Genomic DNA, 16,773 nt, shown 5'->3' on the forward strand with positions numbered 1-16,773 from the left:
CAAATCGTTTGATGCCGCGTAAATAGGCACTCCTGCCCACAAATTGAACGGACGCTTTTGCATGGCCGCAATGCGTTTTGTGCAATGCAGCATTAAGGTTTCGTTCAGCTTGGAACCGGACACGCGCCGACGCCAGGATGGGTCGAGATTCAGGTCAGGCCGAGTTGAAAATGGTGGACTTCGAGAACCGGAGCGGAGCGTACTTAGTACGTGAGCACCGGAAGCGCAGAAGCCCGGCATTTGCAGGCCGGCCTCACCTGAATAACGACCCATCCTACTCCACGTCGAGGACGATCTTGCCGATATGCTCGCCCTCTTCCATCCGCTCGTGCGCCCGCCAGGCTTCGGTCAGCGGAAAGATCATGTCCATCACAGGAGCCACCTTGCGCGTGCCGAGCAGTGGCCACACCTGGGCCTCGAGCGCGGCTGCGATCGCCGCCTTGAACTCGACGGTACGCGGGCGAAGCGTCGAGCCGGTATGGGTCAGCCGCTTCACCATGATCTTGGAGAAGTCGGCGCTGGCCACGGCCCCGGCCTGCACCGCGATCTGTACGATGCGCCCTTCGACGGCCGCGGCATCGTAATTGCGCCCGACATAATCGCCGCCGACGATGTCGAGGATGACGTCGGCGCCCTTGCCATCGGTCGCATCCTTCACGGCGGCGACGAAATCCTCCTCGCGATAGTTGACTGCCCGGTCGGCGCCGAGCTTCAGGCAGGCGTCGCATTTCTCCTTGCTGCCGGCAGTGGTGATCACAGTGGCGCCGAAGGCCGAGGCGAGCTGGATGGCGGTGGTGCCGATGCCGGACGAACCGCCATGGACAAGCAGCGTCTCGCCTTTCTTGAGGCCGCCGCGCTCGAATACATTGTGCCAGACGGTGAAGTAGTTTTCCGGAACCGCGGCGGCTTCCGAATGCGTGAAACCCGCCGGCAGCGGCAGCACGCTGCCGGTATGAACCTTGACATATTCGGCATAGCCGCCGCCCGGCGTCAGCGCGCAGACCCGGTCGCCGATGCGCCAGCGCGATATCTCGTCGCCGAGCGCCGCGATTTCGCCCGACGCTTCGAGGCCCGGCAAGTCGGATGCACCGGGCGGCGGCGGATAGGCGCCCTTGCGCTGCTGGACGTCCGGCCGGTTGACGCCGGCCGCGTGCACCCGGATCAGCACTTCGCCGGGGCCGGGCACCGGCACGTCGCGCGTTTCCGGCTTGAGCACCTTTGGCCCACCCGGTTGCGAGATCGCGATGGCCGTCATCTTCGCCGGAATCTTCTGTCCGTTTGCCATGATATCGTGTTCTCCCTGTATCCCGGTCTATCGCCGCCCGTTTGCATCGGCGCTCCTGCCTGGAGCAGTTCGTGCTTGAAGAAGCGCCAACCTGCTCCAACTCTTTGTTCTTACGCTATTCCGGACGGAAAACCGCTACGCACTTTTCCCGGAATTGCTCTATGTATGCCGATTGCCAAATCAGGCAAATGGCCGAGTAAGAGAGGAGCGACGGATGGCGATCTTCGACGACGAACCCAGGAAAAAGCAGCGCCCGCACGAGATCGGCCAGGACCTGTCTTTGTTGTCCGTCGACGAATTGTCCGAGCGCATCGCATTGCTGCGCGACGAGATCGCCAGGCTGGAGGCCGAGCGCACCGCCAAGGGCGCCACCAAATCCGCCGCCGAGTCGCTGTTCCGCCGCGGATAAATTGTTCGGCGTGCTCTCTCGCCGCCGAAAAGCCCGAATACATCTGTCTTCAGGCCCTGCGTCTCGAACCCGGATCAAACGATGTTTGCAACCTACAGACCGATCCTCTCGCTGCTGCGCGGCACCGCGTTCCTGCTCGCCGCATCCGGCCTGCACGGGCTGCTCCTGCCGCTGCGCGGCCAGGTGGAAGGCTTTTCGACCGCATCGCTCGGCCTGATGGGCACGGCCTGGGCCGGCGGCTTCGTCGCCGGCTGCTTCTTCGCGCCGCGTCTCGTGCGCCGCGCCGGCCATGTCAGGGCTTTCGGCGCCTTCGCCGCGTCGGGCGCGATCATCGCGCTGCTCACCGGCCTCATCATCGACGAATATTTCTGGATCCTTTTGCGCGCCTTCACCGGCTTCACCATGGCCGGGGCCTTCATGGTGATCGAGAGCTGGCTGAACGAGAAGGCCACCAACGAGAACCGCGGCACCGTCTTCGGCCTCTATATGATGGTCACCTATGCCTCGATCATGGGCGGCCAGATGATCGTCGCCGGCGGCGATGTTCGGTCGGCCTCGCTGTTCATGATCACCGGCATCCTGTTTTGCCTGTCGCTCATTCCGACGGCCGTGTCGACGCAGTCGCATCCCAAGCCCCTGCAGGACGTCAAGCTCGACGTCAAAGGCCTTTACGCCAACTCGCCGGTGTCGGCGGTGGCCTGCCTCCTGATCGGCATCGCCAACGGTGCCTGGGGCACGCTGGGCGCCGTCTATGGCGCGCGCGTCGGCATTTCGACCGCCGAGATCGCTTTGATGATGAGCCTGGTGGTCATTTCCGGTGCCGCCATGCAGCTACCGGCCGGGCGCCTGTCGGATACAACCGATCGCCGCTTTGTGCTGGCCGGCGCGGCCTTCGGCGGAGCCCTGGTCGCGATGCTGATCTTCCTCATCGCGCCGCGTTCAGGCGTCTTCATCATCGTGATGACCGCCGCCTACGGCGCCTTCGCCTATACGCTCTATTCGATCGCCGTCGCTCATGCCAATGACCACGCCCGCTCCGAGGACTTCGTCAAGGTTTCGGGCGGTCTGCTCTTGCTCTACGGCTTTGGCACGATGATCGGCCCGCTTTTGGCCGCGGCCTTGATGGGCTGGGTGCGTCCGGAGGGGCTTTTCCTGGCAACTGCGCTCGCGCATCTCAGTCTCGCCGGCTACACGCTGCTGCGCATCCGCGCCCGCGCGCCGGTGCCGATCGAAGACCGCGATGCCTTCAAGACGCAGCCCGCGGACCGCGCCGTCACGCCCGAGGCCACGCGGCTCGATCCGCGCAGAAAGGTTGAAACCGATAGTTGAGATTCGCGAGACTTTGCCTCACAAATAAAGGCATGATGTTTTCTGACGCCTTTATGGCGATAGCCGATCCCAACCGGCGCTATCTCTTGGAAGAACTCCGGCGCGGCCCAAAGACGGTGAACGAATTGGCCGCCGGATTGCCCGTCTCACGTCCGGCGGTTTCCCAGCATCTGAAGGTCCTGCTGGACGCCGGCCTGGTCAACGCCAAGCCCGAAGGCACGAGGCGCGTCTATACCGTCAGCAGCGCCGGCTTCCTCAGGCTCAACATCTGGCTCGACCAATTCTGGGAAACGGCGCCTGGGGAATAGTCTTCGGCGTTTGATGCATGTCGCTCAGAAGTGTGCAGCGGTTCTGAGACAACGACAGGCGTCAAGACCCAAAGCGCGATGCGCTTTGGCCGGAGCCCTCAGCTCCCAGTGCCGTCCCGAGCGCGTCGAGCAATTCGCCGGTGCCGTGCTCGCGGGTGGCCGGTGAGTCGATGCCGTCGAAAAAGGCGCCCTGTTCCGTCAGGATGAGCCGCGTTCCCTTGCCTTCGGCGATGAGCTCGATCGTCGCAAGCGACACGGAGACTCGGGTTTCGCCGAACAGAAGCTCATAGCTGTAGACGATGCGCCGGTTGGGCACGATATCGTAATAGATCGCGTTGTAGAAATGCATCTGTCCGTCGCTGGGACAGCCGGCATTCACTTCCTTGCCGCCGACCCGAAAATCCATCTCATGCCGGCTGGGCATGGGGTTGTCGGGGTCAAAGAACCAGCGCTTCTTCGCCGTCGGATCGCTCAGCGCGAAATAGACCTTCTCCGGCGTCGCCGGATAGACGCGCTCGATGACGAAGGTGGAATGGACGACGGATCGTTCGGTCATGACGGGACCCTTCAGGTTTCATCTTTCGTTTCAGCGAGGAAATCGCCGAGGCGGTCGAGCCGACGCTCCCAGGCAAGCCGTCGCTCGTTGATCCAGTGCTCGGCGGCCCGAAGCGCCTGCGGCTCGATCCGGCAGGTCCGCACCCGGCCAAGCTTTTCGGTCCGCACCAAGCCGCTTGCCTCAAGCACGTTGAGATGCTGGACGACGGCCGACAACGACATCGCTAACGGTTCAGCAAGCTGGCTGACCGAAGCCGGCCCGCGCGACAGACGGTCCACCATCTGCCGCCGCGCCGGGTCGGCGAGCGCCTGGAACATCAGGTCGAGCTGGGCGGGATCGTGGAGCATCTCGCTCTAGCCGTTATTGTACGGAAAGAGCTTGAAGTAAGGTCCCGCTTCCTCGATCACCCGGGCGAAGGACGGGCGCGCGAGCAGCCGGTCGTGGTAGCGTTTCAAGGCCGGGAATTTTTCGCCGAAGGGCTCGACCTTGTTGGCGTAGAACAGCGCCGGCGAGGCGCCGCAGTCGGCCATGGTGAAGCTTTCGCCTACGGCCCAGGTCCTTGCCGCCATCTCCTCGTCGACAATGGCGTAGGAGTTGCGCAGCTGCGCGCGGGCCTCCTCGACCCCGAACGGATCGGTCTTGTCCGTCGGCCGCAGCCTGTCGCCGACGATCTTCTGCATCGGATGCTGCACGTAGAAATCGTAGAAGCGGTCTGCCTGTCGGACCTGCAGGGCGAGATCGATATCGGCGGGAATGAGCTCGACCGGCCCGGGGTAATGCGCGGCGAGATATTCGACGACGATGGTCGATTCCAGCACGGTGCGGTCCCGCGCATCGTCACGCAGCGCCGGCATCTTGCCGGTCGGCGACACTTTCAGGAATGCGGCGCGGGAAGCCTCGTCGCCGAGGTCGACAATGACCGGCTCGAATGGCGTGTCGTTCTCGTAAAGCGCGATTAGCGGCTTCCAGCAGAACGAGGCCAGCGGGTGGAAATGCAGCGTCAGGGACATTCCGGCTCTCTTTCGCATTGGGATAATCAATACTGAAGTAACTACTTCACTATTGTCGCGGACGGCTCGAGTCAAGCCGGCGTCTTGCCGGCGCTAGCCGTGTGCGGCGATGGCCTCGATGATCTGCGACCAGTCGTTGCGATGCAGTTCGTGGCCGCCCCCTTCGACCTTGACCAGCTTTGCGCCGAGAACCGCCTTGGCGAGCGCTTCGCCATGTTCGATCGGGAAGAGCGGATCGGCGCTACCGTGGATGACGAGCAGCGGCACGCGAAGATCCCGCACCGTCCGCTGCGGGCCGCCGCCTTTGAGCAGGAAATGGTTGGTCGCGCTGGCCAGACCGCCGGAGCGGTCGTAATCCTCCTCGATCATCTTGCGCGTCCGCCCCTCATCGAACGGATGGCGAGTGCTGGCAATCGCACAGGCGTCCTTGACCATGAAGTCGATCACCTGCTCCCGCTTCGACCAGTCGACATTGCCGCCTTCGGCCGAGTGCTCTTTGTAAGCCTCGGTCGTTCCGGGCAGGGCGGACGTATCGACGCCGAGCGGCGAACAGGAGATCACGGTGAGCGCGCTGACGCGTTCGGGATATTTCAGCGCCACGCTTTGCGCGAGCATGCCGCCCATCGACATGCCGGCGACATGCGCCTTGGCGACGCCACGGTCGTCGAGCACGCGCATGGCGTCGTCCACCATATCCTCGAATGTGTAGGGGGGCGCGCCCGGCGGAAATTTGGTCGACAGGCCCGTGTCGCGGTTGTCGTAGCGGATGACGAAGCGGCCGCGCTCGGCAAGTTGCCGGCAGAAGGCTTCCGGCCACCACAGCATCGAAGCCATGGCGCCCATAATCAAAAGGATCGGCGGATCTTTCGGACTGCCGAAGCTTTCCGAAATGATGTCGGGAAGCTGCGCCGCGTTGGTCATCTGCTCCTCCTATCCGATTGCAATTTGCAATCAGTTGCACGATAATCAAACCGATATCATAATGCAACTGGTTTTTCTGGAGAGTGCCATGAGCATCGACCGTCGGTCCGGCTGCCCGATCAATCTGTCGCTCGAAGTCTTTGGCGACCGCTGGAGCCTGATCATCCTGCGCGACATGATCTTTGGCGGCCGGCGCCATTTTCGCGAGTTGCTCAACGGCTCGCTGGAAGGCATCGCCTCCAACATCCTGGCCGACCGGCTGAAACGGCTGATGGAGCTTGGCCTGCTGACCAAGGCCGACGACCCCAGCCACAAGCAGAAGGCGATCTACAGCCTGACCGAGATGGCGATCACGCTGGTGCCGATCATGGCGCAGCTCGGGGCGTGGGGGCGGGTCTGGCTGCCGGTTACGGAGGAATTGTCGATCCGCGCCGAGTTGCTCGAAAAAGGCGGCCCGCCGCTATGGGAGCAATTCATGGACGAACTGCGCCACGAGCATCTCGGAGCGCCATCCAAGACGCCGCCAGGCACGCCAACCGTGCGCCAGCAACTGCGCGCTGCCTACGAGGAAGTGGTCGCACGAAAAGCTGAGGCAACGTCAATTTAAGTTTATATCCCGGCTCGCCGACCGCATCGACACCGAGAAGCCGGCCAGCACGTCGAACAGCGCGATGACCATCAGCGTGAAGAAGACGGAGTGCGCCGCGCCTTTCACCAGCAGGAATTCGACCAGGAAGGCGATGAAGACCAGCGTCGACAAAAGGTGATCGAGGATCGAGGCATTGGTGGTGCGCACTGATTTTGAGATCTCGACGAACAGGAAGATCAGCCCGATCAGCACCATCAGGCCACCGAGCGTCATCGAGAACACGCCGCCCGACATCATGCGGAAGGAGAACATCTCGGTCGTCCAGGGATCGTCGCCGCCGCCGAACAATCCCAGCAGGCCGAGATTGTAGAGGACGAAGGGCACGATCAGCAGCGGGATGGCACCGAACATCTGGGCGACTCCATGGGCACCCCTTTTGTAAAATCCGCGGCAGGCGCGCCGTCAAGGCTTTTCGCCGGCGGCGGCGAACACGCTCTAAGACCTAATGAAATAACAATGTCAGCCGGTTGTCCGGCTTTTCTGCAGCCTGCGAGGCCCAGGTCTCCCTCAACCAAGGGCCGCACGCAAAAAGACCGGCCAGAGGCCGGTCTTTTGAAACGTCACGAACCGCGGAAGCCTCTCAGCTTTCCTTCGGCTCAAGAACCTGGCGGCCGCGATACATGCCGGTCTTCAGGTCGATGTGATGCGGGCGGCGCATTTCGCCGGAATTCTTGTCCTCGACATAGGTCGGGGCCTTGAGCGCGTCGGCCGAGCGGCGCATGCCGCGCTTCGACGGAGAGGTTTTTCTTTTTGGAACGGCCATGGATATGCTCCACTACATGGTCAAAATGCCCCGGCAACCCTCGCGAAAGGGCCGCATCGAGGCCATAATCTGAGAAAGTCGGGTGCCTATACACGCCTTGCGCCGTTTTGGCCAGCGCCGGCGCGAATTTTTTTGCCGCAGGAGGACAGGAACTAGGTGTGTCGAGATTCAAGTCAGGCCGAGCCGAGAACGGTGGCCACCGAGAACCGGAGCGGAGCGTACTTAAAGTACGTGAGCACCGGAAGCACAGGTAGCCGCCGTTCGCAGGTTGGGCTCACTTGAATATCGATGCACCTAGTCAAGGCAGCCGACATAGGCGCCTGACCTGCTCGCGCGCCGCTCGATCAGCGAGGCCAGCCGCCGCAGGCCCGGCCCCGGCCTGGCGGGATTGCGCGCGATCGGGTTGGGAAGGCTGACGGCGAGCAGCGCCGCCTGCCGGCGCGACAATTGCTTGGCAGAGACGCCGAAATGATGCCGGGCGGCGGCCTCGATGCCGTAGATGCCCGGCCCCCATTCGGCGATGTTGAGATAGATTTCCATGATCCGCCGCTTCGACATCACAGCATCGAAATAGACGGCCAGGGGCAGCTCGACCACCTTGCGCACGCTGCCCAATGGGCGCGACCACAGAAAAAGGTTCTTCACCGTCTGCATGGTGATGGTGGAGGCGCCGCGCGTCGCCTCGCCAGCCAGCGCGTCGTCGACCACGCCGCGCAACTCGCCCAGATCGACGCCGCGATGAAAGCAGAACTGCCCGTCCTCCGACATGATCACCGAATGCGCCAGCACCGGCGCCACGTCATCGATCGAAACCCAGCGCCGGTCGTAGCCGGAAAAAGTCACGAGGTCCTTCAGCATCAGCGTCGAGACCGGATGCACGAAAGGTGGCAGATAAAGGAAGGTGAGCACGACCGGTATGACTGCCAGCACGAGCGCCACGACCAGGCAACGCCGGCCAAGCCGCTTGAGACCGGCGCGGTTCAGGCGCCGACGTCGCGCCATGTCCAGCCCTTCGCTTTCATATTCGACGATCGGTTCCGTCAAGCCGTCCACCCGTGCCTCGCCTCCTCCGGCATAAAGGCGCGAGCCTGCTTGCGCAATGTCTGAGTGTCGGCTACCGGTCCCGGCCATGGGCAAAGACGACCAGATCGCCTTCGAATCCGCGCTTTTCATGCGCGCCGCCGCGGTCGAGACCGAGCTGCGGCGGATCCTCGACGCGCGTCCGCTCACCAGTGAGATCGTGCGGCCGGAGCGCCTGATGGCGGCCATCCGCCATGGCGTGCTCAATGGCGGCAAGCGGCTGCGGCCATTTCTGGTCATGGAAAGTGCCGCGCTGTTTTCGGCCGATAGCGAGGCGGCGCTGCGCGTCGCCGCGGCGCTCGAATGCGTGCATTGCTACTCGCTCATCCATGACGACCTGCCTTCCATGGATGACGACGATTTGAGGCGCGGCCAGCCGACGGTGCACAGGGCCTTCGACGAAGCGACCGCGATCCTCGCCGGCGACGCGTTGCTGACATTGGCCTTCGACGTCGTCGCCGACGAAGCGACCTTGCTGGCGGCGGAGCGCCGCGCCACCCTGGTTCTCGCCCTTGCCCGAGCGGCCGGTGCCGGCGGCATGGTCGGCGGCCAGATGCTGGACCTGGAAGCCGAGCGCGAACGGCCGGACGAGGCGGGCATCATCACGCTGCAGGCGATGAAGACCGGCGCGCTGATCCGCTTCGCCTGCGAGGCCGGCGCGATCGTCGCCGGCGCGCCTGCTGCCGACCGCGAGCGGCTGGCGGAGTTCGGCTCGGCGATCGGCCTTGCCTTCCAGCTCGCCGACGACCTGCTCGACCTGACCGCCGACGCAAAGCAGATGGGCAAAGCGACGAACAAGGATGCGGCCGCCGGCAAGGCGACGCTCGCAGCACTGCACGGACCAGACTGGGCGCGCGGTCAGCTCCACGGCCTCATCGACCAGGCGCATGCCCTGCTCGAGCCCTATGGCGAGCGGGCTGAGCTGCTCAAGCAAGCGGCGACCTTCGTGGCGACGCGCAGCAACTGAACTGTGGCGCGGCGGGCGCCCATTGCGGAAGCCGACAACGGCTCCGATTGTTCGCCATGTTCGAATACTGCTGTCGATGGCCGGGTGATTATCCGGCATCCGCAGCAGTCTATATCCGCTCCAGGACAACGAACGGACATCATCGGTCCGGTCGCTGACGCCTCCCCGGCCCTCCATCCAGAGCCGTGAAATCCACCGGAAGGAACCTGGAAATGCCCTTTGCCAACTTCAAGATGCCCGAGGCCGCCCTCACAAAGGCGCAAAAGGAAGACCTCGTCCACAAGACCACGCAGATGTTCGTCGACTATTTCGGCGAAGGTGTACGCCCCCACACCATGGTGCTGATCGAGGAAGTTCCCGACGGAGGCTATGGCCGCGCCGACGAGGTCTTCATTCTTCCCGACGCCTACCGGGCCGAGGATAGTGCCTGACTTGAACCGGGCGAGTCGCTTGCCGAGCGCACGCCCAACTTTCCGTGTCGGAGCCGATACTCGCTTTCCCTTGGATCAGCCCCGCTTCGGCAAGCTCCGCAGGAAATCGATCATCGCGGCGTTGACCTCGTCCGGGCGCTCCTGCTGGGTCCAATGCCCGCAGCCGGGCAGCATCAGCGTATCGCGGATTTGCGGGACGAAGTTCCTGAGATTGGCCAACAGTTGATCCATGCCGGGGAAGGCGACCACAAGGTCACGGTCGCCCGCTGCGTAGAGAGCGGGAACCTTGATCCGCGCGCCGGCAAAGGGCGCCATCAGTTCCCAGTTCCGGTCGATGTTGCGGTACCAGTTGAGACCTCCGGCAAAGCCGGTGCGCTGGAACTCGCCGGCGTAGAAATCGCTGTCGCTTTCGCTGAGCCAGTGCGGCAGACTTGCAGGAACCTCGGCGGCTTGCAGGAGACCTCCGCCGTGCGGGACCATGGCAATTCTGGCGCCGCCGTCCGAAGCGTCTCCCGACACCGCGTAAAGCATGGCGCGCACCGTGGCCCGCGGGTCCCTTTCCAGCTCCGCCTCGGCAATGCCGGGTTGCTGGAAATAGAGCTGGTAGAACTGGGACTCCGCCGTTCGCGGCATGAGGCTGGTCGGACGCGCATTGCCGCGCGGCCGGAACGGAACGCTGAGGCCGACGACGGCATGGAAGCGGTCCGGCCGTAGCAGCGCGGCATGCCAGGCCACCACCGCACCCCAGTCGTGGCCGACGATGACGGCGCTGGGGACCTCGAGGGCGTCGAGAAGACCCACCATGTCGCCGACCAGATGAAAGAGTGTGTATTGGTCGATCGCTTCCGGCCGGTCGCTCTTGCCGTAGCCTCGCATGTCGGGGGCGACGGCACGGAAGCCCGCTGCTGCGAGCGCGCCCAGCTGATGCCGCCAGGAATACCAGGATTCAGGGAAGCCATGGCACAAAAGCACCACCGGCCCTTTGCCCTGCTCCGCGACATTGAGGCGGATGCCGTTGGTCTCAACTATCCGCTGTATAGGTTCGCTCACGGCCGCTTCTCATGCTCGCATTCCACCTCTGATCAATGGCGAAAGGCCAGACGCCGCGACGGGTGGCCGAGCCAGCGGGGTGCCAAGTTTTGGAGGCGCGCATCTTCCATTGACTGTCTCAGGGGCGGTCGCGGCAGTCAATATCCGACATGGTCACGTAGCGCCACGGCCTCCACGCACTTGAATAGTTCTGGCGATGCGCGTCCATTCGTGCAGGATCGCTGACTGAGGAGGCGGGGAACCAATGCTTAAGCTGCAAGCCTGGCTGGCCGATTATTGGGTCATCGGTGCAGGGTTCATGGCAGCATCGCTCATAGCGGCCGCGCCGGTCTTATCGCTTCCGCTGCCGGTGTTCCTGATCTTCCTGCACAGCCCGTTTTACATGGTCCACCAGGTCGAAGAGCACGCCGGCGACCGATTCCGAAAATTCGCGAACGAAAATGTTTTCGGCGGCCGTGACGCCCTTACCGTCGCCTCGGTTCTCGTCATCAACCTGCCGTTTGTCTGGGGCATCAACCTGCTGGCTCTTTATGCGGCATTCCTGTGGGGACCCGCCTGGGGCCTGGTTGCCCCGTATGTCATGATCGTGAACGCGCTCGCGCACCTCGTCACATCGGCGCGGCTCGGCAAATACAATCCCGGCCTCGTCACCAGCGTCATTTTGTTTTTGCCACTGAGCGTCGTCACGATCTGGATGATCGGCCGGGCGGGAGGTCTTGTCCCGCAATTGATCGGCGCAGCTCTCGCGATCCTGCTTCACCTGGCGATCATTTCGGTCGTGGCCGCCCGATACCGCTCTCTCGTCGTCACCTCACAGCATCGGCGGCGACGTCATCAGTCTTGATCATCGGCAAAACGGCCCTTTGTCCTCAACCGCACCACATTCGCGCTGGCCGGCTGTTCCGGCTCGGCGCTCTGCGCGGCGACTGCCATATCGGCCCGGGGCAGATAGATCGTCACCGTCGTGCCCTTGCCGACTTCGCTTTCAATTGTGACCGCGCCGCCGGACTGCTGCGCCAAGCCGTAGACCTGGGCGAGGCCGAGACCTGTACCCTTCTCGGGCCCTTTGGTCGTGAAGAACGGTTCGAAAACCTGCGGAAGCACGTCTGCCGCAATGCCGATGCCTGTGTCGGTCACCCGCAACGCGACGAATTCACCTTGCAGGCCGGCTGCGTTATCCTCGCTCGACAACAGCACGTTCTCCGCCGTTATCGTTACCAGGCCACCGTCTGGCATGGCGTCCCGCGCGTTGAAGGCAATGTTGACGAGACCAAGCTCCAGTTCGCCGGGGTCGACCTTGACTGGCCAGGTTTCGGGTCCGACAGCGGCGACCAATTTCACCGATTTGCGCATGGAGCCCGCTATCATTGCGCGGACGGCTTCCACGCGCTCTGCCAGCGAGACGACCTCGGCGCGGGCAGCCTGCTTGCGCGAGAAGGCCAGCAACTGGCGTGTCAATGCGGCGCCGCGCTGGAGCGCAAGCTCCACGGATTCGGTCGCGCGCTTCATTTCGGGATCGGCACCGACCTTCTTGCCCAGTCGAACAAAGCTTTCGACCACCGTCAGCAGATTGTTGAAATCATGCACGATGCTGCCGGTCAGTTGGCCGAGCGCATCCATTTTCTGCGTATGAACGCGTTGCGCTTGCGCCTGCCGGAGTGCGATCTCAGCATCGCGTCGATCGGTGATGTCGCGCGTGATCTTGGCGAAACCGATCAGCTCTCCCCGCTCGTCGCGGATCGGATCGATCACGACATTCGCCCAGAACAGCGTCCCGTCCTTACGGACGCGATGGCCCTCGGTCTCGAAGCGTCCATCCCGTGTTGCCGTATAGAGCGCGCGGCCAGGTAAACCGGCGGCGCGGTCGTGCTCCGTGTAAAACCGGGAGAAGTGCTGACCGATGATTTCTTCGGCCGCATAGCCCTTGATGCGCTCCGCGCCGGCGTTCCAACTGGTCACCAGCCCGTTGGGGTCAAGCATCAAGAGCGCATAGTCGGTCACGCCGCTCACCAGAAGGCGGAACTGGCGCTCGCTTTGGCGCAAGGCTTCGTGCGCCGCACGGCGTTCGGTGATGTCGCGCGTGACCTTGGCGAATCCTTCGAGTCGGCCTGCGTCGTTATGGATCGGGGTAACGACAACCGATGCCCAGAAACGGCTGCCGTCCTTGCGTACGCGCCAACCCTCGCCTTCATATCGCCCGTTCTGCACGGCTGCTTCGAGGACGCGGAGCGGCGTGCCTTTTGCGCGTTCTTCACGGGTATAGAATTTGGAGAAATGCTGGCCCACGATTTCCTCGGCAGCGTAGCCTTTCAGCCGCTCGGCGCCGGCGTTCCAATTGGTGACAATGCCGCTTGGATCGAGCATGTAGATGGCATAGTCGGTCACGCCGTCGACAAGGATGCGGAAGCGTCGCTCGCTCTGCAGCAGCGACTGATGCGCGGCGACGCGCTCGGTGATGTCGCGCGTGATCTTCGCGTAACCCAAAAGAACGCCGTTGCGGTCCAGTACCCGTTGAACAAGGCCGCTCGACCAGAACCTGGTTCCGTCCTTGCGCACCCGCCATCCTTCGGCCTCGTATCTTCCCTCCGCCTTTGCCGCGGCAAGCATCCTGCTCGGAACCCCATTCGCCTGATCTTCGACTGTGAAAAATCGGGAAAAATGCTGCCCCAGGACTTCCGAAGCCGCGTAGCCCTTTATCTTCTCGGCGCCGGCATTCCAGCTGGTGATGAGGCCATCTGCATCGAGGGTGTAGATCGCGTAGTCGGCGACAGCGTCGATGAAGAGTTCGAGGCGGCGGCTGTCGGAAAGATGTTGCGCGTCGGCTGTGGTCAGTGGCATTGTCGAACCCGCATTACGCTCGCATCAGGCAGTTCGTCCGGTGACACGTCTGCAACATAAGCGTGCCTATCCTGCATAGCAACGAGCTTGGATCAATGGCGACATATTCATCCGCTCTCGCAGCCAATCTCAGAAACCCGGGTTATTTGTACAGCTTTGCTCCGGAAAACGAGCCTGGAGATGACGAGGAAAATCCCGTCTCTCACGAACTCGGCTCTGCCGAGCATGACGAACTCCCGTATAGGGTCGAGTTGTGGAACGCCGCCAAGAACGGTGTCGAACAAGTCCTCGCCGTCACGGCAAATGCCAGCATCGGCTACGCTGCCTACTACGCAGCGACGCGTGAGCACCCGGACCGCTACGTCACCTTGCGGCACAAGAACAATTTCGTTTCGAGATGGAACGGTCCGGCGAATTAGGCAGGGGCCTGTCTATGACACGGAGCGCCAACTCTTCCCGTTCGGCCGAAGCGCTGCCCTATCGTATCGAACTCTGGCACGCTGACAGCCATGAGGTCATCGAACGGGTCCTCGCACGCGCCGCTACGGCCCAGCTTGCCCGCGCCATTTTTCAAGCCGCGAGAGACGAGCATCCTCGACGGCGGATCACGCTGCGCAAGGGAAACGGGATCCTCTCCGATACATCGGATTGACGATCTGCCGTTCGGTTCGAGGCGCTGTCCGGAACTCGAGTGCGCTTACCCTGTCTGTCACGGACAGCGATACGTCGCCTTGTCAGAAGCTGCGACAAGGCCACCCTCCCTCCAACGAAATCTTAATGTAAATCAAGCGTAATCCCGACCATTAAAATTGTGCGTATGTGTTGGGGTTGCGCATGCCGGAATATTCTTCCTTCCTCCGGTCGATCCGGATCCGTTACATTTCGGGATTGTTTGTCTTCGCGCTGGCCTCGGCCGCCGTCATGTTCGCGCTCAACCGTGTGAATTCGTACCGCCACGAGGTCGATGCTCTCAGCGGCAATTTCGTCATCTTCGCCCGCGACCTGCGCAACGCCACCAATTTCGCCGAGACCACCGGCACCGCCTGGCGCAGCGAGACGCGCGATGCGTTGGCGACCGCCGCGCGCGGCCATTCCGAACGGCTGATGGGCGAGATCGGGATCCTGAACGCCCAGCTTGCCGCGATCAGGCCGCGCCTGTCGAACAACACCGTCAACGCGCTGGACACTGCTTCGGTCAATGACGACCTGTTCTGGTCGGCGCGCGATATGGTGCGCAACTTCAACTTGATGGCAGTCGCCCAGAAGGTCGACGAGTGGAGCTACCGCGAGATCCGTAACCAGAACGACCTTTTCGCCCAGCCGATGCTGGTGAAGGTGCGCACCGCGCTCGACGAGGAGCGCCGCCTCGCCGATGCTTCCAGCGACCGGCTGCTCCTGTGGGCGAGCGGCCTGCTGTTCGCCGTGCTCGCCATCGCGGCGTTTCTGATATTCCGGCCGATGGAGAATGCGATCCGCCGCGCCTTCGCCGAGACCGCCGCATCTTTGTTCAAGGCCGAGGCCGCCGACCGCGCCAAATCAGAATTCCTTGCCAATATGAGCCATGAGATCCGCACGCCGATGAACGGCGTTCTCGGCATGGCCGAGCTGCTTGCCAAGACCGAGCTGACGCCGCGACAAAAGACCTTCACCGACGTCATCGTCAAATCCGGCAACGCGCTGCTCACCATCATCAACGACATCCTCGATTTCTCGAAGATCAATGCCGGCCAGCTGACGCTCGACCCCGCCCCTTTCCGCCTCGCGGAGGCGGTCGAGGATGTGGCGACGCTGGTGTCGGCGCGCGTTGCCGAAAAGAACCTCGAGCTCATCGTGCGCGTCGACCCGCGCCTGCCTGCCTTCGTCGTTGGCGATGCCGGGCGCTTCCGCCAGATCGTCACCAACCTGCTCGGCAACGCAGTGAAATTCACCGAGAAGGGCCATGTCCTGATCGATGTCGGCGGCGATGTCGTCAACGGTGTGGTCCAGCTCAAGGTCCGCGTCGAGGACACCGGCATCGGCATCCCGGCCGAAAAACTGCAAAGCGTGTTCGAGAAATTTGCCCAGGTCGACGGCTCCTCGACCCGCCGCCATGAAGGCACCGGCCTTGGCCTTGCGATCGGCGCCCGGCTTGTCGACCTGATGGGCGGCAAGATCGGCGTCGAAAGCGAGATCGGCCGCGGCTCCGTGTTCTGGTTCGCCGTGCCGCTGCCGGCGCATAGCCAGCAGGCGCGTGACGAGCTGGTGCCGGTCGACGTCACCGGCGCCCGTGTCCTGGTCATCGACGACAATCCGGTCAACCGCGAGATCCTGCTGGAGCAGCTCAGAAGCTGGAGCTTCGACTGCGCGGCCGCCGAAAGCGGCGCGGTCGGCCTCGCTTTCCTCGACCGAGCCTGCCAGCTCGGCGCCTCGGTCGACTGCATCATCCTCGATTACCAGATGCCCGGCATGAACGGCGCCGACGTCGCCAGAGCCATCGCCGCCGACAGCCGCCTCTCCTCCATCCCCGTCGTGCTGCTCACCTCGGTCGACCAGGTCGATTTCGGCCGCATGGTGATCGATTTCGGCATCGTCGCGCATCTCACCAAGCCGGCGCGTTCGGCGGTGCTGCTGGGCACCGTGATCGCCGCCATCCAGAAGGCGCGCACGCAAGGCGCCAAGGCGCATTTCGTGCGCGAGCCGGTCGCGGCCCAGGCGGCCCCGCCGGCCTTCACCGTCATCCGCGGCCCGTCGGTGTCCTTGCCGGCGGCGCCGGAATCGACGGCAGCGCCGAGCGGCCCGATCGATATCCTGATCGCCGAGGACAATGACGTGAACCAGCTGGTCTTCGGCCAGATCCTCAACGGTTTTGGCCTCAGCTATCGCATAGCCGGCAATGGTCGGACGGCTGTCGAGATGTACCGCTCGTTGCGCCCGCGCCTGGTGCTGATGGACGTCTCCATGCCGGAGATGAACGGCTATGAGGCGACCCGCGCCATCCGCGCCATCGAAGAGCAGAACGGCGATCACACGCCGATCATCGGCGTCACCGCGCATGCGCTCAAGGGCGACCGTGAAAAATGCATCGAGGCAGGCATGGACGACTATCTGCCGAAACCGGTCTCGCCCGACCGCCTCGGCGCCAAGATCGGCACCTGGCTCAGCGAGACCGTGGCGGCGAAGACGGCTTAAGCGTCAGGC

20 protein-coding genes are annotated in these 16,773 nt (G+C 63.3%); 10 read left to right on the plus strand and 10 right to left on the minus strand.

Going from position 1 to position 16,773, the window contains the following annotated elements:
* Positions 1–274: 274 nt before the first annotated feature.
* Positions 275–1,285 (minus strand): NAD(P)H-quinone oxidoreductase, encoded by a 1,011-nt coding sequence (locus LB535_RS19900; protein ID WP_224633399.1) that lies wholly within the window; start codon positions 1,283–1,285, stop codon positions 275–277.
* A 214-nt stretch (positions 1,286–1,499) separates the two neighbouring features.
* On the opposite strand from LB535_RS19900, the gene LB535_RS19905 reads away from it, so the two are divergent.
* The 3 genes from LB535_RS19905 to LB535_RS19915 all read left to right on the plus strand — a co-directional run bounded on the left by LB535_RS19905 (position 1,500) and on the right by LB535_RS19915 (position 3,331).
* Complete coding sequence (locus LB535_RS19905; protein ID WP_095767348.1) at positions 1,500–1,694, plus strand: DUF1192 domain-containing protein; 195 nt, start codon at positions 1,500–1,502, stop codon at positions 1,692–1,694.
* Positions 1,695–1,775: 81 nt separating this feature from the next.
* On the plus strand, positions 1,776–3,023 hold the full coding sequence (locus LB535_RS19910; RefSeq protein ID WP_224633400.1) for an MFS transporter: 1,248 nt from the start codon (positions 1,776–1,778) through the stop codon (positions 3,021–3,023).
* A gap of 32 nt (positions 3,024–3,055) precedes the next feature.
* The gene (locus tag LB535_RS19915; protein WP_140841513.1) at positions 3,056–3,331 is read left to right on the plus strand and encodes an ArsR/SmtB family transcription factor; all 276 of its coding nucleotides are present in this window, start codon (positions 3,056–3,058) and stop codon (positions 3,329–3,331) included.
* Between the two features lie 61 nt (positions 3,332–3,392).
* On the opposite strand, the gene LB535_RS19920 is transcribed toward LB535_RS19915, so the two are convergent.
* The 4 genes from LB535_RS19920 to LB535_RS19935 form a co-directional block, all read right to left on the minus strand.
* Positions 3,393–3,887, minus strand: a complete 495-nt coding sequence (locus tag LB535_RS19920) for an SRPBCC family protein (RefSeq protein ID WP_224633401.1) — start codon at positions 3,885–3,887, stop codon at positions 3,393–3,395.
* Between the two features lie 11 nt (positions 3,888–3,898).
* A complete protein-coding gene (locus LB535_RS19925) occupies positions 3,899–4,234 on the minus strand; it encodes an ArsR/SmtB family transcription factor (protein ID WP_095767344.1) in 336 nt (111 codons plus the stop codon).
* A 6-nt stretch (positions 4,235–4,240) separates the two neighbouring features.
* Positions 4,241–4,897: a glutathione S-transferase family protein gene (locus tag LB535_RS19930; protein WP_224633402.1), complete on the minus strand. Its 657-nt coding sequence runs from the start codon at positions 4,895–4,897 to the stop codon at positions 4,241–4,243.
* A gap of 93 nt (positions 4,898–4,990) precedes the next feature.
* Positions 4,991–5,818, minus strand: coding sequence for an alpha/beta fold hydrolase (locus LB535_RS19935; protein ID WP_224633403.1), 828 nt, complete (start codon positions 5,816–5,818; stop codon positions 4,991–4,993).
* Between the two features lie 88 nt (positions 5,819–5,906).
* Here LB535_RS19935 and LB535_RS19940 point away from each other — a divergent pair, with 88 nt between their 5' ends.
* Positions 5,907–6,425 (plus strand): winged helix-turn-helix transcriptional regulator, encoded by a 519-nt coding sequence (locus LB535_RS19940; RefSeq protein WP_224532573.1) that lies wholly within the window; start codon positions 5,907–5,909, stop codon positions 6,423–6,425.
* Here the strand turns inward: LB535_RS19940 and LB535_RS19945 are convergent.
* The 3 genes from LB535_RS19945 to LB535_RS19955 all read right to left on the minus strand — a co-directional run bounded on the left by LB535_RS19945 (position 6,417) and on the right by LB535_RS19955 (position 8,283).
* Positions 6,417–6,818: a hypothetical protein gene (locus tag LB535_RS19945; RefSeq protein ID WP_140545089.1), complete on the minus strand. Its 402-nt coding sequence runs from the start codon at positions 6,816–6,818 to the stop codon at positions 6,417–6,419. The two genes, LB535_RS19940 and LB535_RS19945, sit on opposite strands and share 9 nt — an antisense overlap.
* A 229-nt stretch (positions 6,819–7,047) precedes the next feature.
* Positions 7,048–7,230 (minus strand): 50S ribosomal protein L32, encoded by a 183-nt coding sequence (gene rpmF, locus LB535_RS19950; RefSeq protein WP_006203806.1) that lies wholly within the window; start codon positions 7,228–7,230, stop codon positions 7,048–7,050.
* Between the two features lie 294 nt (positions 7,231–7,524).
* A complete protein-coding gene (locus tag LB535_RS19955; protein WP_095767340.1) occupies positions 7,525–8,283 on the minus strand; it encodes a transglycosylase domain-containing protein in 759 nt (252 codons plus the stop codon).
* A 76-nt stretch (positions 8,284–8,359) separates the two neighbouring features.
* On the opposite strand from LB535_RS19955, the gene LB535_RS19960 reads away from it, so the two are divergent.
* On the plus strand, positions 8,360–9,277 hold the full coding sequence (locus LB535_RS19960; protein ID WP_411969139.1) for a polyprenyl synthetase family protein: 918 nt from the start codon (positions 8,360–8,362) through the stop codon (positions 9,275–9,277).
* A gap of 212 nt (positions 9,278–9,489) precedes the next feature.
* Positions 9,490–9,708: a tautomerase family protein gene (locus LB535_RS19965; RefSeq protein ID WP_095767338.1), complete on the plus strand. Its 219-nt coding sequence runs from the start codon at positions 9,490–9,492 to the stop codon at positions 9,706–9,708.
* A 75-nt stretch (positions 9,709–9,783) separates the two neighbouring features.
* Here LB535_RS19965 and LB535_RS19970 read toward each other — a convergent pair whose 3' ends face one another.
* On the minus strand, positions 9,784–10,758 hold the full coding sequence (locus tag LB535_RS19970) for an alpha/beta fold hydrolase (RefSeq protein ID WP_224633404.1): 975 nt from the start codon (positions 10,756–10,758) through the stop codon (positions 9,784–9,786).
* A 244-nt stretch (positions 10,759–11,002) separates the two neighbouring features.
* On the opposite strand from LB535_RS19970, the gene LB535_RS19975 reads away from it, so the two are divergent.
* The gene (locus LB535_RS19975) at positions 11,003–11,602 is read left to right on the plus strand and encodes an HXXEE domain-containing protein (protein ID WP_224633405.1); all 600 of its coding nucleotides are present in this window, start codon (positions 11,003–11,005) and stop codon (positions 11,600–11,602) included.
* Here LB535_RS19975 and LB535_RS19980 read toward each other — a convergent pair.
* A complete protein-coding gene (locus LB535_RS19980; protein ID WP_224633406.1) occupies positions 11,593–13,596 on the minus strand; it encodes a PAS domain-containing sensor histidine kinase in 2,004 nt (667 codons plus the stop codon). The two genes, LB535_RS19975 and LB535_RS19980, sit on opposite strands and share 10 nt — an antisense overlap.
* Before the next feature lie 95 nt (positions 13,597–13,691).
* Here LB535_RS19980 and LB535_RS19985 point away from each other — a divergent pair, with 95 nt between their 5' ends.
* The 3 genes from LB535_RS19985 to LB535_RS19995 all read left to right on the plus strand — a co-directional run bounded on the left by LB535_RS19985 (position 13,692) and on the right by LB535_RS19995 (position 16,764).
* Positions 13,692–14,015 (plus strand): hypothetical protein, encoded by a 324-nt coding sequence (locus LB535_RS19985; RefSeq protein WP_224545567.1) that lies wholly within the window; start codon positions 13,692–13,694, stop codon positions 14,013–14,015.
* A 14-nt stretch (positions 14,016–14,029) separates the two neighbouring features.
* A complete protein-coding gene (locus tag LB535_RS19990; RefSeq protein ID WP_224611154.1) occupies positions 14,030–14,248 on the plus strand; it encodes a hypothetical protein in 219 nt (72 codons plus the stop codon).
* Between the two features lie 182 nt (positions 14,249–14,430).
* Complete coding sequence (locus tag LB535_RS19995; RefSeq protein WP_224633407.1) at positions 14,431–16,764, plus strand: response regulator; 2,334 nt, start codon at positions 14,431–14,433, stop codon at positions 16,762–16,764.
* Positions 16,765–16,773 lie beyond the last annotated feature (9 nt).

This window comes from Mesorhizobium sp. CA10 (assembly GCF_020165285.1).
Taxonomy (GTDB): Bacteria; Pseudomonadota; Alphaproteobacteria; order Rhizobiales; family Rhizobiaceae; genus Mesorhizobium.